The organism is Streptomyces sp. NBC_01089 (assembly GCF_045162975.1).
Classification (GTDB): domain Bacteria; phylum Actinomycetota; class Actinomycetes; order Streptomycetales; family Streptomycetaceae; genus Streptomyces.
On record NZ_CP108660.1, the window covers coordinates 6,160,614 to 6,184,664 of the forward strand.

A 24,051-nucleotide genomic window follows, 5' to 3' on the forward strand; every position below is an offset into this window, starting at 1 on the left:
GTGAGGTCCCCGTCCGCCGTGAGATCCCCGTCCGCCACGAGGTCAAGGGCGGCCGGACACCGCCTAGACTCCTCCGGTGAACGACTCCCTCCCCACCGCCGAAGCCCTGCGCACCGCCCTGGCCGGGCTCCTCGACGGGCTGCCGCCCAAACAGGCCGTCCAGGCCGTCGAGCGGCTGATCGCCAACTACCGGGGGACCACCCCCACCGGGACCCCGCTGCTGCGCGACCGCTCGGACGTCGCCGCGTACGCCGCGTACCGGATGCCCGCCACGTACGAAGCGGTACGGGCGGCGCTCGACGCCTTCCGGGCCGCGGTGCCCGGGTGGGTGCCCGCCCGGCACACCGACATCGGCGGCGGTACGGGTGCGGCCACCTGGGCGGTGGCGGGGGCCTGGGACGACCCGGACGGGACGGACGGGACGGACGGGACGGACGGGGGCAACGAGCCGGGGACCCGGCGTACCACCGTGCTCGACTGGGCGGAGCCCGCACTCGTGCTCGGCCGTGAACTCGCCGCGCGGTCCGGCTCGCCCGCACTGCGCACCGCCGACTGGCAGCGCTCTCGTATCGGACCGGGGCTCACTCTGGAGAGCACTGATCTGGTGACGGTCTCGTATGTCCTGGGGGAGTTGACCGAGGCCGGCCGTACCGCCGTCGTGGACGCCGCGGCCGAGGCCGCCCAGGCGGTCGTCGTGGTCGAACCCGGCACCCCCGACGGCTATCTGCGGATCATGGCGGCCCGGGACCGGCTGACCGCCGCCGGTCTGCGGACCGCCGCCCCCTGCCCGCACAGCGACGCCTGCCCCATCGTGCGCGGCACCGACTGGTGCCACTTCTCGGCCCGGGTGAGCAGGTCATCGCTGCACCGGCAGGTCAAGGGCGGCTCACTGGCGTACGAGGACGAGAAGTTCAGCTATGTCGCCGCGTTCCGGGGCGAGGTGGCGACGGTCCCGGCCCGTGTCGTACGCAGACCGCAGATCCGCAAGGGCCTGGTCCAGCTGGAACTGTGCACCGAGGCGGGCGGACTCACCCGCGAGACCGTCTCCAAGCGCCACGGCGACCTCTACCGCGCGGCCCGGGACACCGCGTGGGGCGACGCCTGGCCGCCCCACGCGTGACACCTGCCGCAGCAGCCGGCCGGCTACGAACGCAGCTCCTGCGTACAGCACTTGACGCTGCCGCCGCCCTTGAGCAGCTCGCTCAGATCCATGCCGAGCGGCTCGAATCCGCGGGCCCGCAGCGGTGCGTAGAGACCGACGGCGGCCTGCGGCAGCAGCACATGGCGGCCGTCGCTCACCGCGTTGAGCCCCAGCGCCGCGGCGTCCTCCGGCGCCGCGATCAGTGCGTCGGGGAAGAGCCTGGCCAGGACGGAACGGCTGCCGGGCGAGAAGGCGTCCGGGTAGTACATGATCTCGTCCGCCGATTCGTCCAGCACACTCAGCGCCGTATCGAGGTGGTAGTAGCGGGGGTCGACCAGATCGAGCCCGATCACCGGGCGGCCGAAGAACTCCTGCGCCTCGTCGTGCGAGAGCGGGCTGGAGCGGAAGCCCCGCCCGGCCAGGATGTACGAGGCGGTGACGGCGAAGTCGCCCTCGCCCTCGTTCACATGGACGGGCTTGTGGATTGTCCTGAAGCCGTGCGCGCGGAACCACTCCAGGTGCGCGTCGGCCTCCTCGGTCCGTTCGGGGTGGGCGAAGCGGGCGCCGAGCACCCGCCCGTCGATCACGGTCGCGCCGTTGGCCGCGAAGACCATGTCGGGCAGGCCGGGCCCGGGGTCCAGGATCTCGACCGTGTGGCCGAGCGTGCGGTAGCGGTCGCGGAGGTCCTCCCACTGGGCGAGGGCCAGGGGAAGTTCGACCGGTTTCGAAGGGTCCATCCACGGGTTGATGGAGTACGTCACCCTGAAGTGTGCCGGTGGGCACATCAGATAGCGCCGGGGTGTGGCGTCACGAGGCAATGAGGGCTCCTCACGGCGGACATGGGCTGCGGGTGTGCAGCCGGCTGCTGCCATGGTCCGCCCTGCGGGGCCTCGCGCGCTGTGCACCGATCGGGTGGTTCACCGACGGTGGCCGAAAAGCCCCGGCTGCGGTCCCGGCTGCGGCCGCCGGACCCACCTGCCGGACCCACCTGCCGGACCCGCCCGCCGGACCCGCCCCCAGGACCCGGTCGCCGTACGGAAGCGGCCCTCGTACGGAAGTGGCCTCCGTACGGAAGCGGCACATCACACGGATACCGAGACGATACGTATCGGATCCACCGATGTTAGATTCCCCTCCATGGCCCCGCCTCCTTCCCCTTCCCCTTCCCCCTCCCCGTCACCCGAAGCGAAGCCGCCCGCCAGGTCACCGGATGCCGGCCGCCGCAGTGAACGCTCCCGCAGAGCGATCCTCGACGCGGCGCTCGCCCTGGTCGGAGAGGTCGGTTACAACAAGCTGACCATCGAGGCCATCGCCGCCCGCGCCGGAGTGGGCAAGCAGACGATCTACCGCTGGTGGCCGTCCAAGGCGGCCGTCCTGCTCGACGCGTCCGTCGCCCTCGCCGGGGACGCCGAGGACGAGGGCGAGTGGGGCGGCTTCCCCGACACCGGCGACATCGCGGCCGACCTCAAGCATGTGCTGCGGCTCACCGTCGACCAGTTCAACGACGAGAAGTACGACGCCCCCGCCCGCGCCCTCACCGCGGCCGGGTCCACCGATCCGGAACTCGGCCGGCGCTTCACCCGCGAACTCCTCGAACCGGCCCTCGGACTGTACGAGGAGCGGCTGCGGTCCGCCGTGGCCGCCGGGCAGATCGGCGCTGACGTGGACATCAGGATCGCCGTGGAGATGCTGGTCGGGCCGCTCACCCACCGCTGGCTCCAGCGCACCAATCCGCTCACCCACGCCTTCGCCGACATCTGTGTGGACCAGGTGCTGCGGGGAATCGGAGCCCGTCCTGACGGTGGCTGAACCACCCCGGCCGGTAAGTGTGGTCACCCGGGGCGCAGGATGGTGGCAGCATGGAGGGTCCGTGGTGCATGCAGCGGGTGAGGTGAGGGGATAGATGGGAACAGAGTTCGGCCGAGACCGTGGCCCGGCGAGCAGAATGACCCAGTGGCTGCGCCGCCGCCCCAGACAATCCCCTCCAGACGACCTCCAGCGCGAGAAGCTCTTCGTCGCCGCCGCCGAAGCCGGCCTGCCTCTCTCGCCTGCCGCCCACCCCGTCGGATACCGCTGTTCCTGTGACCGCGTGGGCTGTCCCACCCCGGCCAGGCACCCCCTCTCCTTCGCCTGGCAGACGCAGTCCACGACCGACCGCGCCCAGGTCGAGCGCTGGGTCCGCAACCAGCCCGAGGCCAACTTCATCACCGCGACCGGCATGGTCCTCGACGTCCTCGACGTGCCGCTCGACGCGGGGCGCAGTGCGCTGGAGCGGCTGCTCGCGCACGGTGTCCAGGTGGGGCCCGTCGCCCAGTCGGGCACCGACCGGATGCTCTTCTTCACCGCCACCCGCGGCACGCCGGAGGACGAGGACGAGTGGTGGCCGTGCGAGCTTGACTGCCACCCCGAGACGATGGACGAGCACCCGGGCCTGCGCTGGCACTGCCGCGGCAGCTATGTGCTCGTACCGCCCGCCCGGCTGCCCGGTGAAGCCCGTGTCGACTGGGTGCGCGGGCTCGAACATCCGCTGCCCGACCCGCTGACCCTCCTGGAGACGCTCACCGACGCCTGCGCGCGCCACTCGGACGGCGACCAGGACGCGCACGCGGTGGCGTGGCCCCTCGGCCGCTGAGCAGCCGTACCGCGCCCGGTCCGCCGCACGGAGGCGGACCGGAGTGCGCCCCGCGGGAACTACCGCGGGACCTCTGCCGGGCCCCGAAGCGCCCACGAGCCCAGCCGGGCCCAGCGGCGCCTGGAGCCCAGCTGCGTCTACGAGCCCTTCGCGGCCGTCAGCCCGGCCTGCCGGCCGAGGATGGTGACCTGTCCCTTCGCCGGGACCAGCGCCACCTGGCTGGAGACGAGCTCCTTGGTGATGGTGCTCTTCGCGTCACCGGTCGTCAGCGCCTTCACATCCGCGGGCACCGTCAGATGCAGACCCTTCGCCGCGGTCTGCTGCTCGTAGTAGCGGGTGGAGAAGAACACCAGCGCCCCGCCGCCCCGGATGGCCAGCCCCAGCGGCCGGTAGTCGCCGTCGGTGAGCGCCCGGTCCACGTACTGCGTGGAGAGCCCCGGCAGGTTCGCGTTCTTCTCCCGTGCCTGGCGCCAGGCCGTGGTGTCGTTGCCCGGTGCGAAGTGGTCCGGGCGGCCGCTCTTCAGATACGCGGCGTACTCACCGCTGAGCTTCTGCGGCGCCACCGCCAGTGAGGCGTCGGCCGGTTCGGCGGGCTGCGCCCAGCCGTCCTTGTCGGTGACGAAATCGGGGACCGCGGACGGGCGCAGGACCGACAGATAGGCGGCCTTCCACTGCTGGTCGACCGCGTCCCGTACGAACACCACCAGCCAGCGGGTGTCGCCGCTGCCGCCGTCCTGGTCCCGGTTGGAGTCGGTGTCGGCGATGAACCACCGCGGCCAGCCGGCCTTCTTCGGGATGATGAACTTGGCGTCGGTGAGCTTCAGGTCCGAGTGCTGGGCGTTGCCCGCCGGAGTGGTGACGTGCCGTGCCTTGAGCCCCGCCTGGTTGATGGCCCCGAGCGGACCGGTGACCCGGCCCGCGTCGAGAGCCGGGTCGTACGCCTTGTCCGCCTTGTTGTACGCGGCGGTGAAAGCGGCGAGTGCCTGCGCCGCCTCAGCCTTCGTCGCCGACGGTACGACCTCAAGCTCGCCGTGCACCGTCATGCACCCGCTCGCCGTCAGCGTTATCGCCGCCGTCGTCGCGAGCCCCGCCGCCAGCCGCCCCAGCCTGCCCATGAGTTGCCTTCTGCTCCTGCGATCCCGCTGCCTTCGAGGACGTGGTGAACCCTACCGGGGCGAGGAAGGACACGGGCGTGGGGACCGGATACAGCACCCATACCGTTGCCTGGAGCACCGCACGCGCCCGCGGAGCCGGCCGGCAGCGCGGCACGGGCGGACCGTGGCGGGTCTCAAGCCGTCCCGGACGGCGCCCTTTTCGGGATGATCAGCGGAGCCCCGGTGCCCGGATGCGCCAGCACCTCGATGGGCTGCCGGTACACGCGGCTCAGCAGCTCCTCGGTGAAGACCCGGGACGGCGGGCCGTCGGCGGCGATCCGTCCGTCGTGCAGTACGGCGGCCCGGTCGGCGTACGCGGCCGCAAGCCCGAGGTCGTGCAGGACCACGACGACCGCGCACCCGGCGGCGGCCCGCTCCCGGCAGATGCGCAGCACCAGTTCCTGGTGGCGCAGATCGAGTGCGGCGGTCGGTTCGTCGAGCAGCAGCAGCGGGGTCCGCTGGGCGAGGACGCGGGCCAGGGCGACCCGGGCGCGTTCACCGCCGGAGAGCGAGGGGAAGGGGCGGGCGGCGAATCCGCCGACCTCGGTGGCGGCCATGGCGTCGGCGACGGCCGGTGCGTCGTCGTCCGCGCGTTCCGTGCCCGCCCAGGGCGCGCGGCCCATCCGGACGACCTCCTCGACGGGAAAGGGGAAGGAGAGGCCGGCGGACTGGGGGAGTACGGCCCGGCGCAGGGCGAGTTCGGCGGGCGGCCAGGACGTGGCGGGGCGCCCGTCGATCCGTACCCCGCCGTCGGTGGCGGGCAGGTCGGCGGCCAGAGCGGCGAGCAGCGTGGACTTTCCGGCGCCGTTCGGGCCGACGAGAGCGAGGAGTTCACCGGCCCGGACGGTGAGGTCGACACCGCGGAGGACGGCACGGCCCGCCAGGCTCAGACAGAGACGGTCGGCATGGGCCAGCGCGGCGCCGGGAGGACGGGGCACGGGGAGCTGCCGCGGGCGGTGCCGGAAGAGGGCTCGGAGCATGGGTCGCCTCATGGGTACGGGGGAGTCGGGGCCTCGGCGGTACGGCGTCGGGGTGGGGTCCGAAGCAGGAGCAGGAGCAGGAGCAGGCGCTGGGAGTGGGCGGGGTGGGCAGCCGCTACGTCCATCCGGTGCGTCGGCGCGTCCTGCGCAGCAGCCAGAAGAAGAACGGGCTGCCGAACAGCGCGGTCAGCACCCCCAGCGGCAGCTCGGCAGGGGCCGCCACCGTCCGGGCCGCCAGGTCGCCGGCCACCAGGATCACCGCGCCGCCCAGCGCGCTGCCCGGTATCAGGAAGCGGTGCCCGGGGCCGTTCGCCATCCGGAGCAGATGCGGGACCAGCAGCCCCACGAAGGTGATGATCCCGGCGACGGCCACCGCGGCCGCCGTGAGCAGCGCGACGACCAGCACGAGCACCATCCGCAGCCGTTCGACGTCGACACCGAGGTGCCGGGCCGGCCGCTCGCCCAGCGCCAGCAGGTCCAGCTTCCGCGCGGTGAGAGGCGCCACCGCGAGCCCGAACACCGCGCACGGCAGCACGGCGAGGACCTTCGGCCAGGTCGCCTGGGCGAGCGAGCCCAGCTGCCAGAAGGTGATCTGCGAGATCTGGGCGTTGTCGGCGAAGAAGATGAAGAGCCCGATCAGCGCCCCGGCGAAGGCGTTCACCGCGATCCCGGTGAGGATCAGCGTGACGACCTCCGTCCGTCCGCCCGAGCGGGACAGCGTGTACACCAGCAGCACGGTCACCAGACCGGCGGCGAACGCGCAGACCGTCACCGTCCAGTTGCCGAGGAACGTCAGCCCGAGAGCGATGGAGGCGACCGCGCCGACCGCCGCGCCGGACGAGATGCCGATGACGCCCGGTTCGGCGAGCGGATTGCCGAACACGCCCTGCATCAGGGCGCCCGCGCAGCCGAGCGAGCCGCCGACGAGCAGCGCGAGGACGACCCGGGGCAGCCGCACGTTCCACAGGACGCTCTCGCCGACCCGGTCGAGTCCCGAGCCGCCGAGACCGGCCCGGTGCAGGACCGAGGCGAGGACGTCGCCGAGCGGGATGTGGTAGGCGCCGGTCCCCGCCGACAGCAGACAGAGCAGGACGAGAGCGCAGAGCAGACCGGCCGTCAGCAGGGCGGCGGCCGGGCGCCGGTGGCGCGGCTCGGGGCCGGGGGCGGGCCCGGCCGGCCCCGCCGCTGTGCCCTCGGCCGGTGCGGGGACGGGGGTACGGGTGGTCATGGATCACTTCCCGTTCGCGTACAACTGCGTGACCAGGGACTTCAGTACCTGGTCGGTGCGCGGGCCGTAGTTCAGCAGCACCCCGTCGTCGATCGCGACGACCCGGCGGTCCATCCCGGCCGGGGTCTCGGCCACCCCGGGCAGTTTCACCAGACCGTCGATGCCGCCGACCGAGGCGAGCCCCGCCGTCATGACCAGGATCGCGTCGGGGGCGGCCCTGGCGAGTGCCTCGCTGGTGATCGGGGTGAAGTCCTTGTCGAGACCGGACGCCTTGCCCGCGTCGACCGCACCGGCCGCCTCCAGGAGCGAGGCGGCCCCGGAGTCCCGTCCGCCGAGCAGATGGACGGAGGCGCTGCCGCGCAGATAGAGGAAGGCGACCCGGGGCCTGGCCGAACCCTTCCGTACGGGGGCGGACTTCCTTACGGCGTCGATCCGTTGGGCGGTGCGCCGCTTCAGCGCCGCGCCCGATTCCGGTACGCCGAGCGCACCGGCCACCGCGTCGATCCGGCGGCCGATGTCGCCCAGGCCCTTCGCCGGGTCGACGACGACCAGCGGGATGCCCGCGTCCCGTATCTGCCCGATGGCCTCCACCGGCCCGGTCGTGGTGTCCGCGAGCACGAGGGTCGGGCGCAGTGAGAGGACGCCCTCGGCCGACACGTCGTGCGCGCGGGTCACCAGCGGCAGCTTCCGCGCCTGTTCGAAAGTGGCGGTGATGTCGCGGGCCACCACCTGCCTGCCCAGCCCGAGAGTGAAGACGATCTCGCTCAGACTGCCGGTCAGCGGAACGATCCGGTCCGTCGAAGTGACCGTCACCCGCCGCCCGTCCGCGGAACGTATCTGCGCGGGGAGCCGGGGGTGCGGCGCTGCCGCGAGGGGTTCGACGCGGTCGGCGGGGGCGGCGGCGGACGCGGTGCCCGTGCCGCCGGTGGAGCGCGCGGCGGGCGTGGTGTCCGTACCGCAGCCGGTGGCGGCCAGGGCGAGGGCGAGCGCGGAGAGCAGTACACCGGCCGTCCGGGATGTGCGCACGGAGGACACCGTCCTGTCGGTTCGTCGGGGTTCCCGGGCCGGAGGGCTTCCAGCCGAGTCGGAGATAGCTTAGGTTAGCCTTACCTCACTCGCCAGCCCTTCGGGGGGGATTCCATGCTGCCGTTCAGACCGGTCCGTGTCCTTGCCGTCGCACTCGTCGCGGCCTTGCCGACGGCCCTGCTCACGGTCCTGTTCCCGGCGTCCACGGCCCACGCGGCAAGCCGTACGGTGCAGGGCGGCCGGCTCGACTGGGGGATCAAGTCCTCCTTCCAGAGCTATGTCACCGGTCCCATCGCCAAGGGGAGTTGGGGGCTCCAGGGCGGTGCCGCCACGGTGGGCGGCAGCCGCTTCCGGTTCCACTCGGCGGCCGGTTCGTACGCCCCGGACAGCGGCGCCTTCACCGCGGCCTTCTCCGGCGGGGTCCACTTCACCGGCCACCGGAAACCGGACGGCACCCAGGAACTCGACCTCACCATCAGCCGCCCCACCGTCCGGATCTCCGCCGGGCAGGGCACGCTGTACGCCGACATGGTCAGCAGGTCCAGGGCCACCGGGCGGTTCACCACATCGGCGCAGGTGCCCCTCGCCACGCTCGGGCTGTCCGGCGTCGACATGAAGGGCGGCGGCAGCCCGATCGCCCTCAACTCCCTCCCGGCCACGCTCACTTCCCAGGGTGCCACCGCGTTCGCCGGGTACTACACGGCCGGTACGGCGCTCGACCCGGTGAGTCTGTCGGCCGATGTGCTGGCGCCGGCCACGCACCCCGGCGAGCCCTCCGGGAAGCCTTCCGGCACGCCGGCGGCCGGGAAGCCGGCGGGGAAGGCCACCGAGGACAGCGCCGCAGGGGCCATCCGCGACGCCGCTGTCGACTGGGGTGTGCGCCGTACCTACCGTGAGTACGTCACCGGGGCCGTCGCCCGGGGCAAGTGGACCCTGTCGGACGGGGCCCAGGACGGCGGCGCGCTCTTCCGCTTCGCCGGAGGCCGGGGCACGTACGACGAGAAGAAGCAGACCCTCGACGCGCACTTCACCGGCACGGTCCGTTTCACCGGGACCCGGCTGGACGTGCGGCTCACCGGTCTGGCCGTGAAGGTCGAGGGCGGCAGGGGCACCCTCTCCGCGGCCGGGACGCCCGTGGTGACCTTCGCGGCCGGGCGGCTCACCGCCGACCACGGCCTGATCGCACTCGACGAGGCACCCACCGAACTGACCGCGGGCGGGGCGAAACTCCTCGGCTCGATGTACCGGCCGGGCACCGCGATGGACCCGGTGTCGCTGGCCGTCGCCATCGACGACAAGGCCGCCCTGCCCGCCCTGCCCGACCTGGGCAGCACACCGAGCGCCACACCGGCCCCGGCGCCGAAGGCCGGGCGCGGGGCCACCGCGGGCACGGACACGGCGGCCCGGTCGGCGGACGGCCGCACCGGGACGTATGCCGCTCTCGGCGCGGGGGTAGTCGTCGCCGCCGCTCTGGTGTTCCTGGCCGTCCGCAGACGCCGGGGCGCACAGCAGCGCTGACCGGGGCTCTCCGTCCCCCCGGCCGCCAAGCCACTCCTTCTGTCCTTTCGCTACGCCGTCACGTCGGCAATCTCTCAAGGAGACACCTGATCATGGCTGTTACCCGTCGCCCGATGGCGCTCGCCGCCGCTGTCGCCACCGTGACCGCGCTCGGCGCCACCGCGTTCGCGCTGCCCGCACTCGCCGCTGACGGACCGCCCAAGGCACCGCTGAACATCACGGGCGGCACTCTGGACTGGGGCGTCAAGGAGTCCTACCGCTCGTACGTCACCGGCATGGCCGCGGGTGAGACAAGAACGGCCGACGGCGCCGTGACCAACACCGACGGCAGCTTCCGGTTCGGCGGCGCCCAGGGCGCGTACGACCCCGGCGCGCACACGGTGAAGGCGGCCTTCGACGGCAGCGTCACCTTCTCGTCGCCCGCGCCGCCCAAGGGCCACGGCTTCGAAGTCACCCTGTCCGACCTGCGGTTCGACAGCGGTGCACAGCGGATCACCGCCGATGTGACCAAGGACGGCGGCACCCGGCAGGATGTTCCGCTCGCCGAGGTGAAGGCGACCGGAGCCTCGATGGAGGACCTGCCCGCGACCCTCACGAAGGAGGCGGGGGACGTGCTGGGCTCGGCGACGTACGCCGGGGCCGCGGGCGATCCCGTCACCGTACGGCTGGAGTTCGCATCCCCGACTGACCCCGGTACGGGTCCCAGCACGGATCCCAGCACGGATCCCAGTGCAGGCCCCAGCACGGGCCCGAGCACCGGCACGAGCACAGGGCCGACCGAGGAGCCGACCGGGAAGCCCACCGGGAAGCCCACGGACCGGCCCACCGCCGGGCCCACATCCACCGGGACCCCGGCCGGGACCCCGGCGCCGGCCGGTCGGGCAGTGGACGGCACGCTCTCCTGGGGCGTCAAGAAGTCCTTCCGTACGTACATCCTCAGCGGCGGCGAGATCAGCACGGCGGCCGGTGCGAAGAAGAGCGGGGACGTCTTCGCCTTCCCGCTCGCGCAGGCGGACCTGAACAGCGGGAAGAAGACGCTGAGCGCCGCCTTCGACGGCAGCGTGCGGTTCCTCTACAGCGCGCACCGACTCGACATCGCGCTCTCGTACATCCACATCGTGGCCAAGGGCGCCGCGGGCACGCTGAGCGCGGACGTCACCACACCCCAAGGGGTGCACCAGGACGTCGACTTCGCCTCGCTCGACCTCTCGGGGGCCGACTACACGGCCAAGGACGATGTGGTCCAGCTCAAGAACGTCCCGGCGGTCTTCACCGCGGACGGCGCGGCCCAGTTCGCCAACGAGACCACGGGCTCCCTCTACCACGCGGGCGACGCCATCGACCCGGTGACGGTGGCACTCGCCCTCAGCGCGGACGCCCACCTCCCGGCCGGTTCCGCCGGTGGCACCGCGGCCGCCGGTGGCACGGGCGGAGGATCCGGTACCGCGGGCGGCTCCACTGTCGGAGGCGGCTCGGTGGGCGGGGCGGGCGGCTCCGTCGGTGGCAGTGGCGCGGACGGAGGCGCACTCGCCTCCACCGGTACGGACATCCCGGCCGGTGTCCTCGCCGGTGCGGCGGCCGCCGTCGCCGCGGCGGGTGCGGCCCTGGTGGCCGTGGCGCGCAGGCGGCGTACGCACGGCTGACCCCGCGCCGCTCACTCCATCGGGCCGTCTGGAGTGGCAGGTCCCGCGGGCTCTCGTAGCGTCGGAAGCGCGGCCTTCGCCGTGTCCGACTCCACTCAGTGATCTGCCCGAACCGCCGAAACGAGGCAACCATGGTCGGCCAGCCGGTGTACCTGTACGGAGACGGCCCCACAGCCGTCCGACGTGCCGACGGTCCGCCCGGCACCGGCCAGGGGCGCCACGTGCCGTGCAGCCCGACCGGCCCCGGCCTCCGGTGACGCCCGCAGCCCCGGTCGCCCCGGGCCCGCACGCGTCCCTGCTGATCAGCCTGCAACTGGCCGACCCCGGGTTTCCCGGCGGTATGTGCGACCCCGCCTATGAGTGGGACTGCCTCGTCCGGCCCGGCCAGGTGGAGCAGGACGGCCTCGGCCCCCTGCTGCACGCCCTGCTGCGGCAGGGTGTCGGGCCGTCCGACGCGACGGCCCTCGCCCTCGCCCACGCCGCCGCTTCGGAGGGCTGCTGGGGCGAGGTGGCCGAGATCGACGAACGGCTGTACGCCGCCAAGCTCGGCCGGGAGCAGCGGGCCGCCGCGACCCGGGCCGGCCGGGGGATGCTCGACATCGGCCGTGCGGTGTTCCCCTCCGAAGCGGTGGAGGAGTTCGCCGCCCTGGTCGCCCGCAGGGAGGCGCCGGGCAACCGGGCGGTGGTCTCCGCCGTCATCCAGGCCGGAGCCGGTGTGCCACGCCAACAGGCGGTGTCCGCCGAGCTGTTCGCGTTCTGCGCCGCCTTCGCCGCCGCGGCCCGGCGTACGGGGGCGGCCGACCACAGCGCGGCCCAGCTGCTGCTGCGTGGGGCGGCTCCGGTGATCGAGGAGGTCACGGCGGACGCCCTCCGTCGTGAACTCGCCGATCTGGGCGGCTGTGTGCCCGCCGCCCAGGCCCTGTCGGGGACTTCCGGCCGTGCGCCGGCCCCGGCGCCCGCACACTGACCGGGCTCCCCGGCGCACGACTTCCCAGCCACGACTTCCCAGCCACGACTTCACAGCCACGACTTCCCAGCGCACGAATGCCCAGCGCATGACTTGCCGGCCCACCGGCCGTCAGACCGGAAGGAATCACCATGGCGCTTGTCACGGACGACATTCCCGAGGCGTCGGCGACGGGACGCACGCGCGGGGCGTCGCGGCTCTCCGCCACGCACCACACCCCGGGCCGGATACCGCCCGAAGTGGCCAGGCACGCCCCGGCCCCCGGCGCGGCCACCGGGGAGCCCGCCAACCGGATCGGCCTCCTGGAGATGGGGTTCGAGCGGCAGAGCGGACGCACCGAACTGGTCCGCAGGTACAGCAGGATGCCGCTGCGGATCGGCAGGCCGCAGTACCCGGACCCACTGCGGCCGCAGATGGCCTTCGTCCGGCTGGCCCCCGTCGCGGGCGGCCTGGTCCAGGAGGACCGGCAGCGTATCGACGTCTGCTGCGGCGCCGACACCGAAGCGCATCTCTCGACGGGAGCCGCGACCGAGGTCCGTGCGATGGAGCGGGGTTATGCCACCCGGCTGGTCAACCTCTCGGCAGGACCCGACGCGTATCTGGAGTACCTGCCGGATCCGCTGGTGCCGCTGCCGGGTGCCAGGCTCTACCAGCGCACCGTGATCACCGCGGACCCCGCGGCCACCTTCGTCGTCGGCGAGACGGTGGCGGCCGGCCGGCCGGGGCCCGGCGGGCGCCACGGGTACGACGTACTCGGGCTCGACCTGGAGGTGCGCCGCCCGCACGGCAGGCTGCTGGCCCTCGACGCGGTACGGCTGTGCCCGGACCGGCACGATGTGTCGGGCCCCGGCATGCTCTCCGGCCACACCCAGCTTGCCTCGCTGTACGTGGTGACCGGCCGGTCGCCCGCGGCCGAGGTGGCCGACGCCCTGCACACCGCGCTCGACGGCCTGGGGCAGCGGTCCGGGCTGCGGTACGGAGTGAGTGTGCTGCCGCACGACTGCGGCGCGTGGTTGCGGGTGCTGGGCGACGACGCGGAGTCCGTGGCGGCCGCCCGGCACGCGGGCTGGGACGCGGCACGCCGTCTGCTCACCGGCTCGCGCGCCCCGGACCGTGCCACCAGGACCGCCGGCCGCTGACCTGGGCACCGCGGCCGGGCGAACTCCCGCCGGGCCGTCTCATGCCGGGACGCCTCATGCCGGACGGTGGCCGGGGCGAACTCCCGCCCCGGCCGGTGAACTTCAAGCGTGCTTCAGGCACTGACCGGAGTGAACTCCTGCCCCAGCTCGCGGAAGATCTCCGTGTTGAGCGTGAAGGCGTGCTTGCACTCGTCCACGATCCGCCGCTTCTCCAGGTCGTCCGCGTCCACCGAGTCCAGCAGCTCCCGGTAATCACGCTTGAACGCGGCCGGGTTGGGGATCAGGTCGAACACGTAGAACCGCACACCGTCGCCCTTGCGCGGGAAGCCCCATGCCTTCTCCGCCGCGTCGCGGACGATCTGACCGCCCGACAGGTCTCCGAGGTAACGCGTGTAGTGGTGGGCGACATAGCCGCCCGGCCAGGTCCGCGCACAGTGCGTCACCCGCTCCGCGTACGCGGTGGTGGCGGGCAGCGGCCGCAGCCCCGCCCGCCAGCCGGGCCCGCGCAGATGGGCCAGGTCCTGCTCCAGCGCGGCCGTGCGCATCAGCTCGGGGAGGATGAAGGGGCCCGCCACGGAGTCCCCGGCCAGCGCGTCGGCGCCCTCTTCCAGCGCCCGGTACACGAACCACAGCTGCTCGGTGTACCGGGCGTAGGCGTCCACCCCGAGCCTGCCGCTCAGCATGTCGCTCATGAACGTCGCGGAATTGGCCTGGTCGTGCAGCTCGTGAGAGGCGGTGCGGATGAGCGTCGAAAAGGCGTCCATGGCGGACCTCCGGGGCCGAGGGGGACGGGAACCTGGCTCGATCTTCTATGCTTAGGCTTACCTAAGTCAATGGTTTCCGACGTCCTGTCGGTAACAGCCGTACCCCGCCCCGCCCCCGGCCAATCCGGATCACGGCAGCGTGAGGATCTCCGCCCCGGTCTCCGTCACCACGAGCGTGTGCTCGAACTGCGCGGTCCGCCTGCGGTCCTTGGTCACCACGGTCCAGCCGTCCTCCCACATGTCGTACTCGTAGCTGCCGAGGGTGAGCATCGGCTCGATCGTGAAGGTCATACCGGGCCGGATGAGCTCCGTGGCGTACGGGCTGTCGTAGTGCGGGACGATCAGACCGGAGTGGAACGACGTACTGATGCCGTGTCCGGTGAAGTCCTTCACGACCCCGTAGCCGAAGCGCTTGGCGTACGACTCGATGACCCGGCCGATGACGTTGATCTGGCGGCCCGGCCTGACCGCCTTGATGGCCCGGCTGAGCGACTCCCGGGTCCGCTCCACCAGGAGCCGGGACTCCTCGTCGACGTCCCCGCAGAGGTAGGTGGCGTTGTTGTCCCCGTGCACCCCGTTGATGTACGCGGTGACGTCGAGGTTCACGATGTCGCCGTCCCTGAGCACCGTGGAGTCCGGGATCCCGTGGCAGATGACCTCGTTGACCGAGGTGCAGAGGGACTTCTTGAACCCGCGGTAGCCGAGGGTCGACGGGTAGGCCCCGTGGTCGCACATGAAGTCATGGGCGACCCGGTCGAGTTCGTCCGTCGTCACACCGGGCACGATGTGCTTGGCGGCCTCCGCCATCGCCTGTGCGGCGATACGGCCCGCGACGCGCATACGCTCGACGGTGTCGGCGTCCTGGACGTCCGGACCGGTGTACGGCGTCGGCGCGGGCTTGCCCACGTACTCGGGACGCCGGATGTTTCCGGGTACGGAACGGGTGGGAGAGAGCTCCCCTGGTACGAGCAGTGACTGGCCAGACATGCCAGCGAGTGTATGAGAGAGGAGCCGACCATGGCTTTGTTCAAGAGGCGCACGGCCGCGAAGCCGGGCGAGTGGTACTACTGCATCCAGCACAAAAAGGTCGAAGAGGGCCCCGAGTGCCCGGCCAAGGACCGCTTCGGCCCGTACGCCACCCGCGAGGAGGCGACCCACGCCATGGAGACGGCGGCCGAGCGCAACCTGGAGTGGGAGACCGACCCCAAGTGGCACGACAAGAGCGCCCCCACCGACGAGGAGAGCTGACGGCCCGCGCGTCAGACAGCCGCCGCCGCGGCCGCCGCCTCCTCCTTGCGGGTGCGGCGCAGCCGCGCGTCGGCGTCGGTGTCCGCGTCGTACGTCAGCAGCTTCGGCAGCACGGCGGCCAGCACACCCACCGACGCCACACAGGCCAGGCCGCCGCTCCAGATCGCGTTCCGGGTCCCGGTCCAGCCGGCCAGGGTGCCGGCCCTGACCTGGCCCAGCTGCGGCCCCACGCTGTACGAGAGCACCTCGATGCCCGCCAGCCTGCCCCGTAGCTCCTCCGGGATGGTCTGGTTCCAGATGGTGGAGCGGCCGAGGCCGCTGAGCATGTCGCCCGCGCCCGCGAAGGCCAGACAGAGCAGTACGAGCCAGACGTTGGTGCACCAGCCCGCGGCCGTGATCGCCAGACCCCAGCCCGCGGCCCCGAAGACCACGAAGAGCCCGTGCCGTCTGACCCGCGACGTCCAGCCGCTGGTCAGACTGAGCAGCACCGACCCCACCGACCCCGCCGCGTACATCAGGCCGAGCGCCCAGGTGGCGTGCAGATCGTCGGCGAGGAAGGGGAAGACGGTGTTCGGGTAGGCGAAGAACATCGCGGCCAGGTCGATCGCGTACGTCCCCAGCAGCACCGGGCGGCTCCACGCGTACCGGGCGCCCTCCGCGATCCCGCGCAGCGACGGCCGCTCGGCGTCGTGCGAGGGCGGCGCGGGCGACAGCCGTGAGCACATGGCCACCGAGACGGTGAAGCCCAGCACCGTGACGCTGTACGCGGTGGGGTACCCGGCGTACGCCACGACCACGCCCGCCAGCGCCGGGCCCGCGATCGCGCCGGTCTGCCAGCGCAGCGCGTTCAGCGCGGCGGCCGCGGTGAGCTGGTCGTGCGGCACGATCCGCGCCAGCAGCGAGTCGAGCGCGGGCCGCTGGAGCCCGGCCAGCGCCGAGACCCCGGCGGCCACGACGTACAGCGGCCAGAGCATCGGCGCGGGGATCAGCGCGTTCACCAGGAGCAGCACGGCCAGCACCCCGAGCCCCGCCTCGGTGGCCAGGATGACCTTGCGCCGGTCGGCCGCGTCGGCGAGCGCACCGCCGTACAGCCCGAAGACGACCAGCGGCACCAGCTCGACCGCCCCCATGGCGCCGACCGCAGCCGGTGACCCGGTGAGGTCCTTGATCTGGAGCGGCAGCGCGATCAGCGCCATCGAGCTGCCGAAGAAGGCGATCAGACCCTGGATCCAGAGCAGCCGGAACTCCCGGGACGAGCGCCAGGGAGTCAGGTCGGGGAGGATCGCGCCGAGCCGCGTGCGGGAAGCCACGAGAGGTCATGTTCGGGTGCTCCGCGGCCCGGCCGCAACCGGATTACCAGCGGCTCGGCGGGGGAGCGGTCAGCTGGTCGGCGAGGCGGGAAAGGCGGTCGCGGAAGCGTGGCTTGCCGCGCTGCGCGGGCAGGGTGTTCTCGCCGGCCGCAGCGCTGACCAGGTGCTGCACGGTGTCGAGATCCACCTCGTCACCGTCCGCCACGGTCAGCGTCTCGTGCGCCAGACCGTGCACCTCGGGATCCCCGCCGTCCAGCGCCAGCACGGTGGCCCCCGCACGCCGCGCCCCGTGCACCCGCTCCAGAAGCCCCTCGCCGGGCAGCTCAGGCGCGACGACGAGCAGCGTCTCGCCCCGCCCCGCCGCCTCGATCCGGCCCAGCCCCACGGCCAGATGCGCGGGCTCACCGCCCCCGACCCGGTGGCGTACCAGGGTGGGCGCCAGCTCGGGCAGCCCCGACCAGGCGGCCTCGTCCACCAGATGTGCCGCCAGATGCCAGGGCTCGTACCGCTCGGTCCCCACCAGGAGCAGCCCACCGCCGTGCGGCACCACCGACGACCGCAGCGCGGTGGCGAAGCGGCGGGCCGCGCGCGGCCACTCCGTCCCGGCGAGTACTTCCCGGAGCAGCGCCACCCGTACGGCATCCATGCCCCGGCATCCTGCCGCATCGGGCCGTCCCGCGGGGGGCCGTTGGCCGGTCCTCATCCGTACGGGTGCCGGGTACCAACAAGTAGGGTCGGCCCATGACTTCTACCGACAGTGCACAGCAGCCGGCCGCCCGGGATCCCTGGGACCTCCCCGACGTCTCGGGCCTGGTCGTCGGCGTCCTCGGCGGGACCGGCGACCAGGGCCGCGGGCTCGCCTACCGGCTGGCCAGGGCCGGCCAGAAAGTGATCATCGGCTCGCGCGCAGCCGAACGCGCCACGACCGCGGCCGGAGAGCTGGGGCACGGCGTCGAGGGCGCGGAGAACGCCGAGTGCGCACGCCGCAGCGACGTGGTCATCGTGGCCGTGCCCTGGGACGGGCACGCCAAGACCCTGGAGTCGCTGCGCGACGAGCTGACGGGCAAGCTCGTGGTCGACTGCGTCAACCCGCTCGGCTTCGACAAGAAGGGCGCGTACGCCCTGAAGCCCGATGAGGGCAGCGCCGCCGAGCAGGCCGCCGCCCTGCTGCCGGAGTCCCGGGTGGCCGCCGCCTTCCACCATCTCTCGGCCGTCCTGCTCCAGGACCCGGACATCGAGGAGATCGACACCGATGTGATGGTGCTGGGCGAGGAGCGCGCCGACGTCGAGATCGTGCAGGCGCTCGCCGGGCGGATCGCCGGGATGCGCGGCGTCTTCGCCGGACGGCTGCGCAACGCCCACCAGGTCGAGTCGCTGGTCGCCAACCTGATCTCGGTCAACCGCCGCTACAAGGCCCACGCCGGGCTGCGCGTCACCGACGTGTGAGCGCGATCGGGGCATGGGGGACACTGGGGGCGAACAGACTTTGCCCCCGGACAGGAGCCGCCCCCATGCCCCGCCTCGCTCTGTACGCCCTCGTCGTCTGCGCCCTCGCCGTGGCAGCGGCCGTGGTCTCCTTCGTCCAGGGCAGCCTCATCGGGATCGTCTGGATCCTGCTGGCGGGACTCTCGTCGAACATGGCCTGGTTCTATCTGCGCAGGAGCCGCGCCGCGAAGTCGGCGGGCGCCCCCGCCACCCGCTGACGCCGTTTACTGACGCCGTGCGCTGACGCCGTGCGCGGTACCGGCCCGGCCGCACCGGCTCCGGCCGCCGCCGTCACCCGGTCGGGCAGAAGAAGCCCTCGGGCTTGCCGTACCAGAAGCGGTAGAACTGCTGCCCGCAGTACGTGTCGTTGCCGCTGACCCCGACGCCGCGCAGGATCGTGTCGATCAGGTCGAAGAACGCGTGGTTGACCGACGGGATCCACAGCAGCGCGAAGACCGCCAGCATCCCCACCTGACCGAACGGCTCGACCTGGCGGCGGATGCTGTGCGGCAGCCAGGGCTCGACCACGCCGTACCCGTCGAGGCCCGGCACCGGCAGGGCGTTCAGGATCGCCGCCGTGAACTGGAGCAGCGCCAGGAAGCCCAGCGCATACCGGAACAGCGGCGGAATACCGTCCAGCCCGTGCAGCCAGAACGGGGCCGTGCAGACGAAGGCGAACAGCACGTTCGTGAGCGGGCCCGCCGCCGAGATCAGACTGTGCCGCCAGCGGCCCCTGATCCGGCCCCGCTCGATGAAGACCGCACCACCGGGCAGCCCGATCCCGCCCAGCACCAGGAAGACCAGCGGCAGCACGATCGAGAGCATCGCGTGTGTGTACTTCATCGGGTTGAGGGTGAGATACCCCTTCGCGCCGACCGAGATGTCACCGCTGTGCAGGGCGCTGCGGGCGTGCGCGTACTCGTGCAGACAGAGCGACACCACCCACGCCGACGTCACGAAGAGGAACACCGAGAAGCCGGGGACCTTCGAGAAGTCCGCCCACACCGCCCAGCCGGTGACCGCCATGACGGCCACGATCCCCAGGAAGACCGGACTGATCCGCCGCTCGCTGCGACGGGTGGAAGCGGTGGTCATGGACGGAGCTCCTGATACGTGGGGGCCGGGCCTCAAGAGCCCCGACCGTACAGGTGACACGCGGTAAACGTCTCGCGGCCGGACGTGGGTTCCGGGCAGGCTAGGAGCATGACTGAGAGACCGGGCGGTTGAAGTGGGCGCGGTAACGGAGAATGGGCCCGTGCACTACCGGATCCTCTCGACCACACAGGCTTTCCGCCCCGACGGCACGGCCGTCGCGCTCGGCGGGGCGCGGCTGCGTGCCCTGCTGACCGTACTGGCGCTGCGCGTGGGCCGGAGCGTCCCGGCGGGCGTGCTGGTCGACGAGGTGTGGGACGGCGAACCGCCCGCCGACGCCACCGGCGCGCTCCAGGCGCTCGTGGCCCGGCTGCGGCGGGCGCTCGGGCACGCGGCCGTCGCATCGGCCGACGGCGGGTACCGGCTGTGCGCCGACGCGGACGACGTCGATCTGTACCGGTTCGAGCGGCTCGCCGGCGAGGGCGCGCGGGCTCTGGACGAGGGCGACCCGGCCAAGGCGGCCGGCCTCCTGGAGGACGCGCTGGCGCTGTGGCGGGGGATGGTGCTCGCGGATCTCCCCGACCGTACGGCCGTGGCGGCCCGCTGGGAGGCCAGACGGCTGGACGCGCGCCGGGCCGCGCTCGCCGCGGCCCTCGCGCTCGGCCGGGCCGATGAGACGCTGCCGGAACTGGCCGCGCTCTGTGCCGACCACCCCATCGACGAACCGCTGCAGGCCCTGCGCATCCGGGCGCTGCGGGACGCGGGGCGGACCGCGGAGGCGCTCGCGGCGTACGAGGAGGTGCGGCGCGGACTCGTGGAGCGGCTCGGCGCGGACCCGGGGCCCGAACTGCGCGCGCTGCATGTGCAGTTGCTGTCGCCGGATGAGACTGTTGGGCCTGTTGGGCCTGTTGGGCCTGTTGGGGTTACTGGGGCTGCTGGGCCTGCCGAGTCCGCCGTGTCGGCTGGGGCCGCTGGGCTTGCTGAGGCGGCTGTGTCTGCCCGTACTGCCGGTTCCCGCGGGGCGGTCCCCCCAGGTGGGCAGACCCCTGACACACAGACCCCTGACACACAGACCCCTGACACACAGACCCCTGACACACAGACCTCTGACACACAGACCTCTGACACACAGACCCCTGACACACAGGTCCCCGACCACGGTGCCGGTGGGCGCGGGCGGCCCGGCAATCTCCGGGCCCGGCTGACCAGCTTCGTCGGGCGTGAGAGCGATATCGACGCCCTGCGCGGCGACCTCGGGTCGGCCCGGCTCGTCACCCTGCTCGGTCCGGGCGGGGCCGGGAAGACCCGGCTCTCCCAGGAGGCGGCCGAGGCGGCAGCCGGGGCCTGGCCGGACGGGGTGTGGCTGGCCGAGCTCGCCCCGGTGGACGACCCGGAGACCGTCCCCGAGGCCGTACTCGGCGCGCTCGGCGCCCGCCAGACGGTGCTGCGCGGCGCGGGCGTGGAGGAGATACGTGCTGCCGACCGGCATGCGGACGACCCCCTCACCCGGCTCGCCGAGCACTGCTCCCGGCGCCGGATGCTGATCCTCCTCGACAACTGCGAACACGTCGTCGCCGCCGCGGCCACCCTCGCCGAGGAACTCCTCGCCCGCTGCCCCGGGCTGACGATCCTCGCCACCAGCCGGGAGCCGCTCGGGGTGCCCGGCGAAGTCGTACGCCCCCTGGAGCCGCTGCCCCAGCCGTCCGCGCTGCGGCTGTTCGCCGAGCGGGGCAGCGCCGCGAGACCCGGCTTCCGTATCGACGACGACCCGGCGGCCGCCGGCGAGATCTGCCGCCGCCTCGACGGGCTGCCGCTCGCCATCGAACTCGCCGCCGCCCGGCTGCGGATGCTCTCCCCGCGCCAGATCGCCGACCGGCTCGACGACCGCTTCCGGCTGCTGACCGGCGGCGCCCGTACCATCCTGGCGCGCCAGCAGACCCTGCGCGCGGTCGTCGACTGGTCCTGGGACCTGCTGGACGAGCCGGAGCGCACCGTACTGCGCAGGCTCTCCGTCTTCGCCGGTGGCTGCGGGCTCGCGGCGGTCGAGGCGGTGTGCGGCGACGACGCCCTGCACGTGCTGGGCTCGCTGGTCGACAAGTCCCTGGTGGTGGCCGCCCCTTCGGGCGCGGGCGAGATGCGCTACCGGCTTCTGGAGACCGTCGGCGAGTACGCGGCCGAGCGGCTGGACGAGGCGGGGGACCGCCCCGACGCCGAGCGCCGCCATCTCGTGCACTACCGCGAGCTGGCCCGGCTGGCCGACCCCGAGCTGCGCGGACACGGCCAGCTCGCGGCGATCGACCTGCTGGTGCGCGAGTACGAGAACGTACGTACCGCGCTGCGCCGGGCCGTCGCCGCGGGCGACGAGCAGGAGGCGCTGATCCTGGTGCACTCGCTGGCCTGGTTCTGGCAGATGCGCGATCTGCGCGCCGACTCCCGGCACTGGTGCGGCGCGACCGCGGACCTCGGCCCCGATCCCTTCGAGCCGCCGGTCGCGAAGGCGCCGCCGCTGTACGCGCGATGCACGGACTCCCCGCCGCCGATGAGCCCCGAACTGCTCGAAGAGGCACGGCGCGGGGTGCGGCTGATCCATCTGTCCTCCGCCGACCACGATTTCGACGACTGGACCACACCGGCGAACAAGGAGCGGCTCAGCCGGGTGGTGGCGGCCTACAGCCCCGGGCTGCCGCAGACCTGCCGCTCCCCGGCCTCGCTCTGGTTCTTCGCGATCATGCTCACCGGCACCCCCGGCCGGCTGCGGGACGTGCTCAACGACACGGTGCGGTCCTGCCGGGAGTTCGGATACGAGTGGGAGCTGGCCAGCGCCCTGCAGATGCGGGCCAACGTACTGGCCAACCGCAGCGACTGGGCGGGCGACGCCACCAGGGACGCCGAGGAGGCCCTGGAGATCTTCGTCCGGCTCGGCGACGCCTGGGGGGCGGCCGAGGCGCTGTCCGCGCGCGGCGAGGCCCGCGAGCGGCGTGGCGACTTCCTGCTCGCCGGTGAGGACTACCGGATGGCGTTCGGCTACGCGGAGCGGCTCGGCGCGCGGACCCAGGTCGCGGTGTTGCGGGCCAGATATGCCGGGGTGCTGCTCGAAGCGGGCCTGGACGATGAGGGCGAGACGATCCTGCGGCAGGTCCTGGAGGAGGAACAGGGGCCCGACGTCGGGCACGAGGTCTGGCCGATGGCCCGGATGATTCTCGCCATGTGGCTGGGCCGCGTCGGCAGGACGTCCGAGGCGCGCGCCGAACTCGGCCTGCTGAACGAGAAGTTCACGAAGGGCCCGCTCGCCATCTTCGAGGGCATCGTGTTCGGCCTGATGGCCTGGCTGGACAACGAGGAGGGCCGGTACGCCGAGGGCCGCGCCAGGGCGCGGCAGGCACTGATGCGGACCGGTGACCCGCTGTCGCAGATGGTGGCCCCGCAGATGCCCGCCACCCATTTGGTCACGTACGCCTGGGCGCTGGCGGGCCCCGGGGAGCCGGCGGACGCGCTGGACGCGGTGCGGCTGCTGGCCGCGTCCGACGCGCAGCTGCCGCCGGGCCACTTCAGCGCGGCCACGGAGCGCGCCAACCGCGAGAAGGCCGAGGCGGCGGCCCGCGCGGCCCTGGGGGACGCCGACTACGAGCGCGCGTACGCCGAGGGCGGCCGTCTCACACCGGACGAGGCCATCGCGTTGGTGGAACGGTGCGAGCAGCCGTGACTTGAGGTGCGGCGAGCGCCGGCCGCCGATGCGCCCGGTAGCGGCAAACGCAGGCGTGGGCCGCGACGGGCGCGTCAGCCGGGCAGCGTCGGTTCCACCGGTGCCGACCAGTGGTCGCGCACCCAGGCGGCCAGGGTGGTCAGGCCGGGGTGGCGTTCCCGCAGGGCGGCCGGATCGGCGCGGAAGCCCACGGTGTTGAACCAGTCGAACATGGCGGCCATCTCCTCGCTGTGCGCGCGGAGTTCCTCGGCCGGCTGGGAGTGGAAGCGCACCGGGCGGCCGGCGGCGCGGGCGAAGACCTCGGCCATCTGCGGGCCGGTCAGCGCGTCCGCGGCCAACTCGACGGTGCGTCCCAGATAGTCCGCAGGGGCGTCGAAGGCGTCGGCCGCGAAGGCTCCGATGTCGTCCGGGGTGATCATCTGCAGGCTCGTCCGCGGCGTCAGCGCCAGTGTGAACACCAGCTCGCCGTCCTGCCACTGCGGGCCCAGGTGTTCGAAGTTGGTGATGAAGAAGGTGGGTCGCAGAATCGTCGCGGGCAGGGCGAGCGCCTCGATGTGCCGCTCCACCTCGCCCTTGCTCGCGAAGTGCGCCACACGGCCGGGGTTTCCTGCGCCGTCGACGGAGCTGTAGACGAAGTGTGCGACGCCGGCGCGGGCAGCCGCGTCCGCGAGGGCCCTGCCCTGCCGTACCTCGCCGGTCAGGCCGTCAGGGCCGGTGAAGGTCTGCACGCTGAAAACGCCGTAGGCCCCGTCCAGCGCCGCATCCAGCGAGGCCGCGTCGTCCAGGTCCCCGCGGACCAGAACGGCGCCGGCCTCCTTCAGCGCCAGCGCCTCGGGTCTGCCCGGGTCACGGACCAGACCGTGCACCGTCCACCCGCGGTTCAGCAGGGCGCGGGCCGTGGCACCGCCCTGCCGCCCCGTCGCACCTGTGACCACAACGACTCGGCTGTCGGACATCACGTGACTCCTCGCTCTGCGCAGTTCACGGGGGCCACGAGGTGGCCGCCGTCCATGACCGGAAG

At 73.0% G+C, this 24,051-nt stretch carries 22 protein-coding genes; 11 read left to right on the forward strand and 11 right to left on the reverse strand.

Annotation, left to right across the window (positions count from 1 at the left end; all coding sequences use genetic code 11):
* Positions 1 to 76: 76 nt before the first annotated feature.
* Positions 77 to 1,120 (forward strand): small ribosomal subunit Rsm22 family protein, encoded by a 1,044-nt coding sequence (locus OG510_RS27685; protein WP_406140380.1) that lies wholly within the window; start codon positions 77 to 79, stop codon positions 1,118 to 1,120.
* A gap of 23 nt (positions 1,121 to 1,143) precedes the next feature.
* Here the strand turns inward: OG510_RS27685 and ddaH are convergent, their stop codons facing one another.
* On the reverse strand, positions 1,144 to 2,013 hold the full coding sequence (gene ddaH, locus OG510_RS27690) for a dimethylargininase (protein ID WP_406140381.1): 870 nt from the start codon (positions 2,011 to 2,013) through the stop codon (positions 1,144 to 1,146).
* 265 nt (positions 2,014 to 2,278) lie between these two features.
* Here ddaH and OG510_RS27695 point away from each other — a divergent pair, with 265 nt between their 5' ends.
* Both OG510_RS27695 and OG510_RS27700 read left to right on the forward strand, forming a co-directional pair.
* Positions 2,279 to 2,950 carry a TetR/AcrR family transcriptional regulator gene (locus OG510_RS27695; protein WP_406140383.1) on the forward strand — a complete coding sequence of 224 codons (672 nt, stop codon included), beginning with the start codon at positions 2,279 to 2,281 and terminating at the stop codon, positions 2,948 to 2,950.
* 94 nt (positions 2,951 to 3,044) lie between these two features.
* A complete protein-coding gene (locus OG510_RS27700) occupies positions 3,045 to 3,773 on the forward strand; it encodes a bifunctional DNA primase/polymerase (RefSeq protein WP_164266539.1) in 729 nt (242 codons plus the stop codon).
* A gap of 137 nt (positions 3,774 to 3,910) precedes the next feature.
* Here OG510_RS27700 and OG510_RS27705 read toward each other — a convergent pair whose 3' ends face one another.
* The 4 genes from OG510_RS27705 to OG510_RS27720 all read right to left on the reverse strand — a co-directional run bounded on the left by OG510_RS27705 (position 3,911) and on the right by OG510_RS27720 (position 8,161).
* Positions 3,911 to 4,888 carry a hypothetical protein gene (locus tag OG510_RS27705; RefSeq protein ID WP_406140385.1) on the reverse strand — a complete coding sequence of 326 codons (978 nt, stop codon included), beginning with the start codon at positions 4,886 to 4,888 and terminating at the stop codon, positions 3,911 to 3,913.
* 173 nt (positions 4,889 to 5,061) lie between these two features.
* Complete coding sequence (locus OG510_RS27710; protein ID WP_406140386.1) at positions 5,062 to 5,907, reverse strand: heme ABC transporter ATP-binding protein; 846 nt, start codon at positions 5,905 to 5,907, stop codon at positions 5,062 to 5,064.
* Between the two features lie 115 nt (positions 5,908 to 6,022).
* Positions 6,023 to 7,135: a FecCD family ABC transporter permease gene (locus OG510_RS27715; RefSeq protein ID WP_406140388.1), complete on the reverse strand. Its 1,113-nt coding sequence runs from the start codon at positions 7,133 to 7,135 to the stop codon at positions 6,023 to 6,025.
* 3 nt (positions 7,136 to 7,138) lie between these two features.
* Positions 7,139 to 8,161, reverse strand: coding sequence for a hemin ABC transporter substrate-binding protein (locus tag OG510_RS27720; RefSeq protein ID WP_406140390.1), 1,023 nt, complete (start codon positions 8,159 to 8,161; stop codon positions 7,139 to 7,141).
* 114 nt (positions 8,162 to 8,275) lie between these two features.
* Between OG510_RS27720 and OG510_RS27725 the strand changes: the two genes are divergently transcribed.
* The 4 genes from OG510_RS27725 (at position 8,276) to OG510_RS27740 (ending at position 13,428) form a co-directional block, all read left to right on the forward strand.
* Entirely contained in the window at positions 8,276 to 9,679 is a 1,404-nt protein-coding gene (locus OG510_RS27725; RefSeq protein ID WP_406140391.1) for an HtaA domain-containing protein, read from the forward strand.
* A gap of 92 nt (positions 9,680 to 9,771) precedes the next feature.
* The gene (locus tag OG510_RS27730) at positions 9,772 to 11,322 is read left to right on the forward strand and encodes an HtaA domain-containing protein (RefSeq protein WP_406140392.1); all 1,551 of its coding nucleotides are present in this window, start codon (positions 9,772 to 9,774) and stop codon (positions 11,320 to 11,322) included.
* Positions 11,323 to 11,548: 226 nt separating this feature from the next.
* Positions 11,549 to 12,289: an urease accessory protein UreF gene (locus OG510_RS27735; protein ID WP_406140394.1), complete on the forward strand. Its 741-nt coding sequence runs from the start codon at positions 11,549 to 11,551 to the stop codon at positions 12,287 to 12,289.
* Between the two features lie 131 nt (positions 12,290 to 12,420).
* Positions 12,421 to 13,428, forward strand: a complete 1,008-nt coding sequence (locus tag OG510_RS27740; RefSeq protein ID WP_406140395.1) for an urease accessory protein UreD — start codon at positions 12,421 to 12,423, stop codon at positions 13,426 to 13,428.
* A gap of 113 nt (positions 13,429 to 13,541) precedes the next feature.
* Here OG510_RS27740 and OG510_RS27745 read toward each other — a convergent pair whose 3' ends face one another.
* Both OG510_RS27745 and map read right to left on the reverse strand, forming a co-directional pair.
* Entirely contained in the window at positions 13,542 to 14,192 is a 651-nt protein-coding gene (locus tag OG510_RS27745; RefSeq protein ID WP_406140397.1) for a heme oxygenase (biliverdin-producing), read from the reverse strand.
* 129 nt (positions 14,193 to 14,321) lie between these two features.
* A complete protein-coding gene (gene map / locus OG510_RS27750; RefSeq protein WP_406140399.1) occupies positions 14,322 to 15,179 on the reverse strand; it encodes a type I methionyl aminopeptidase in 858 nt (285 codons plus the stop codon).
* A 30-nt stretch (positions 15,180 to 15,209) separates the two neighbouring features.
* Here map and OG510_RS27755 point away from each other — a divergent pair, with 30 nt between their 5' ends.
* Positions 15,210 to 15,440, forward strand: coding sequence for a hypothetical protein (locus tag OG510_RS27755; RefSeq protein ID WP_164266862.1), 231 nt, complete (start codon positions 15,210 to 15,212; stop codon positions 15,438 to 15,440).
* Positions 15,441 to 15,451: 11 nt separating this feature from the next.
* Here OG510_RS27755 and OG510_RS27760 read toward each other — a convergent pair whose 3' ends face one another.
* A complete protein-coding gene (locus OG510_RS27760) occupies positions 15,452 to 16,750 on the reverse strand; it encodes an MFS transporter (RefSeq protein ID WP_406140401.1) in 1,299 nt (432 codons plus the stop codon).
* Between the two features lie 43 nt (positions 16,751 to 16,793).
* On the reverse strand, positions 16,794 to 17,396 hold the full coding sequence (locus OG510_RS27765; RefSeq protein ID WP_406140402.1) for a hypothetical protein: 603 nt from the start codon (positions 17,394 to 17,396) through the stop codon (positions 16,794 to 16,796).
* 95 nt (positions 17,397 to 17,491) lie between these two features.
* Here OG510_RS27765 and npdG point away from each other — a divergent pair, with 95 nt between their 5' ends.
* Both npdG and OG510_RS27775 read left to right on the forward strand, forming a co-directional pair.
* Positions 17,492 to 18,196 carry an NADPH-dependent F420 reductase gene (npdG, locus tag OG510_RS27770; protein WP_406140404.1) on the forward strand — a complete coding sequence of 235 codons (705 nt, stop codon included), beginning with the start codon at positions 17,492 to 17,494 and terminating at the stop codon, positions 18,194 to 18,196.
* Between the two features lie 65 nt (positions 18,197 to 18,261).
* Complete coding sequence (locus OG510_RS27775) at positions 18,262 to 18,453, forward strand: hypothetical protein (RefSeq protein WP_164266854.1); 192 nt, start codon at positions 18,262 to 18,264, stop codon at positions 18,451 to 18,453.
* Between the two features lie 73 nt (positions 18,454 to 18,526).
* Here the strand turns inward: OG510_RS27775 and OG510_RS27780 are convergent, their stop codons facing one another.
* On the reverse strand, positions 18,527 to 19,330 hold the full coding sequence (locus OG510_RS27780) for a site-2 protease family protein (protein ID WP_406140405.1): 804 nt from the start codon (positions 19,328 to 19,330) through the stop codon (positions 18,527 to 18,529).
* 160 nt (positions 19,331 to 19,490) lie between these two features.
* On the opposite strand from OG510_RS27780, the gene OG510_RS27785 reads away from it, so the two are divergent.
* Positions 19,491 to 23,030 (forward strand): AfsR/SARP family transcriptional regulator, encoded by a 3,540-nt coding sequence (locus OG510_RS27785; protein WP_406140407.1) that lies wholly within the window; start codon positions 19,491 to 19,493, stop codon positions 23,028 to 23,030.
* Between the two features lie 74 nt (positions 23,031 to 23,104).
* On the opposite strand, the gene OG510_RS27790 is transcribed toward OG510_RS27785, so the two are convergent.
* Positions 23,105 to 23,986, reverse strand: coding sequence for an NmrA/HSCARG family protein (locus OG510_RS27790; protein WP_406140409.1), 882 nt, complete (start codon positions 23,984 to 23,986; stop codon positions 23,105 to 23,107).
* Positions 23,987 to 24,051 lie beyond the last annotated feature (65 nt).

What these genes read in the sequence shown, in the direction of transcription:
- OG510_RS27710 (WP_406140386.1), bottom strand. Translation starts at nt 5,907, where the DNA reads ATGCTCCGAGCCCTCTTCCGGCACCGCCCGCGGCAGCTCCCCGTGCCC.
- map (WP_406140399.1), bottom strand. Translation starts at nt 15,179, where the DNA reads ATGTCTGGCCAGTCACTGCTCGTACCAGGGGAGCTCTCTCCCACCCGT.
- OG510_RS27695 (WP_406140383.1), top strand. Translation starts at nt 2,279, where the DNA reads ATGGCCCCGCCTCCTTCCCCTTCCCCTTCCCCCTCCCCGTCACCCGAA.
- OG510_RS27745 (WP_406140397.1), bottom strand. Translation starts at nt 14,192, where the DNA reads ATGGACGCCTTTTCGACGCTCATCCGCACCGCCTCTCACGAGCTGCAC.
- ddaH (WP_406140381.1), bottom strand. Translation starts at nt 2,013, where the DNA reads ATGGCAGCAGCCGGCTGCACACCCGCAGCCCATGTCCGCCGTGAGGAG.
- OG510_RS27715 (WP_406140388.1), bottom strand. Translation starts at nt 7,135, where the DNA reads ATGACCACCCGTACCCCCGTCCCCGCACCGGCCGAGGGCACAGCGGCG.
- npdG (WP_406140404.1), top strand. Translation starts at nt 17,492, where the DNA reads ATGACTTCTACCGACAGTGCACAGCAGCCGGCCGCCCGGGATCCCTGG.
- OG510_RS27705 (WP_406140385.1), bottom strand. Translation starts at nt 4,888, where the DNA reads ATGGGCAGGCTGGGGCGGCTGGCGGCGGGGCTCGCGACGACGGCGGCG.
- OG510_RS27790 (WP_406140409.1), bottom strand. Translation starts at nt 23,986, where the DNA reads ATGTCCGACAGCCGAGTCGTTGTGGTCACAGGTGCGACGGGGCGGCAG.
- OG510_RS27765 (WP_406140402.1), bottom strand. Translation starts at nt 17,396, where the DNA reads ATGGATGCCGTACGGGTGGCGCTGCTCCGGGAAGTACTCGCCGGGACG.
- OG510_RS27740 (WP_406140395.1), top strand. Translation starts at nt 12,421, where the DNA reads ATGGCGCTTGTCACGGACGACATTCCCGAGGCGTCGGCGACGGGACGC.
- OG510_RS27725 (WP_406140391.1), top strand. Translation starts at nt 8,276, where the DNA reads ATGCTGCCGTTCAGACCGGTCCGTGTCCTTGCCGTCGCACTCGTCGCG.
- OG510_RS27700 (WP_164266539.1), top strand. Translation starts at nt 3,045, where the DNA reads ATGGGAACAGAGTTCGGCCGAGACCGTGGCCCGGCGAGCAGAATGACC.
- OG510_RS27730 (WP_406140392.1), top strand. Translation starts at nt 9,772, where the DNA reads ATGGCTGTTACCCGTCGCCCGATGGCGCTCGCCGCCGCTGTCGCCACC.
- OG510_RS27780 (WP_406140405.1), bottom strand. Translation starts at nt 19,330, where the DNA reads ATGACCACCGCTTCCACCCGTCGCAGCGAGCGGCGGATCAGTCCGGTC.
- OG510_RS27775 (WP_164266854.1), top strand. Translation starts at nt 18,262, where the DNA reads ATGCCCCGCCTCGCTCTGTACGCCCTCGTCGTCTGCGCCCTCGCCGTG.
- OG510_RS27755 (WP_164266862.1), top strand. Translation starts at nt 15,210, where the DNA reads ATGGCTTTGTTCAAGAGGCGCACGGCCGCGAAGCCGGGCGAGTGGTAC.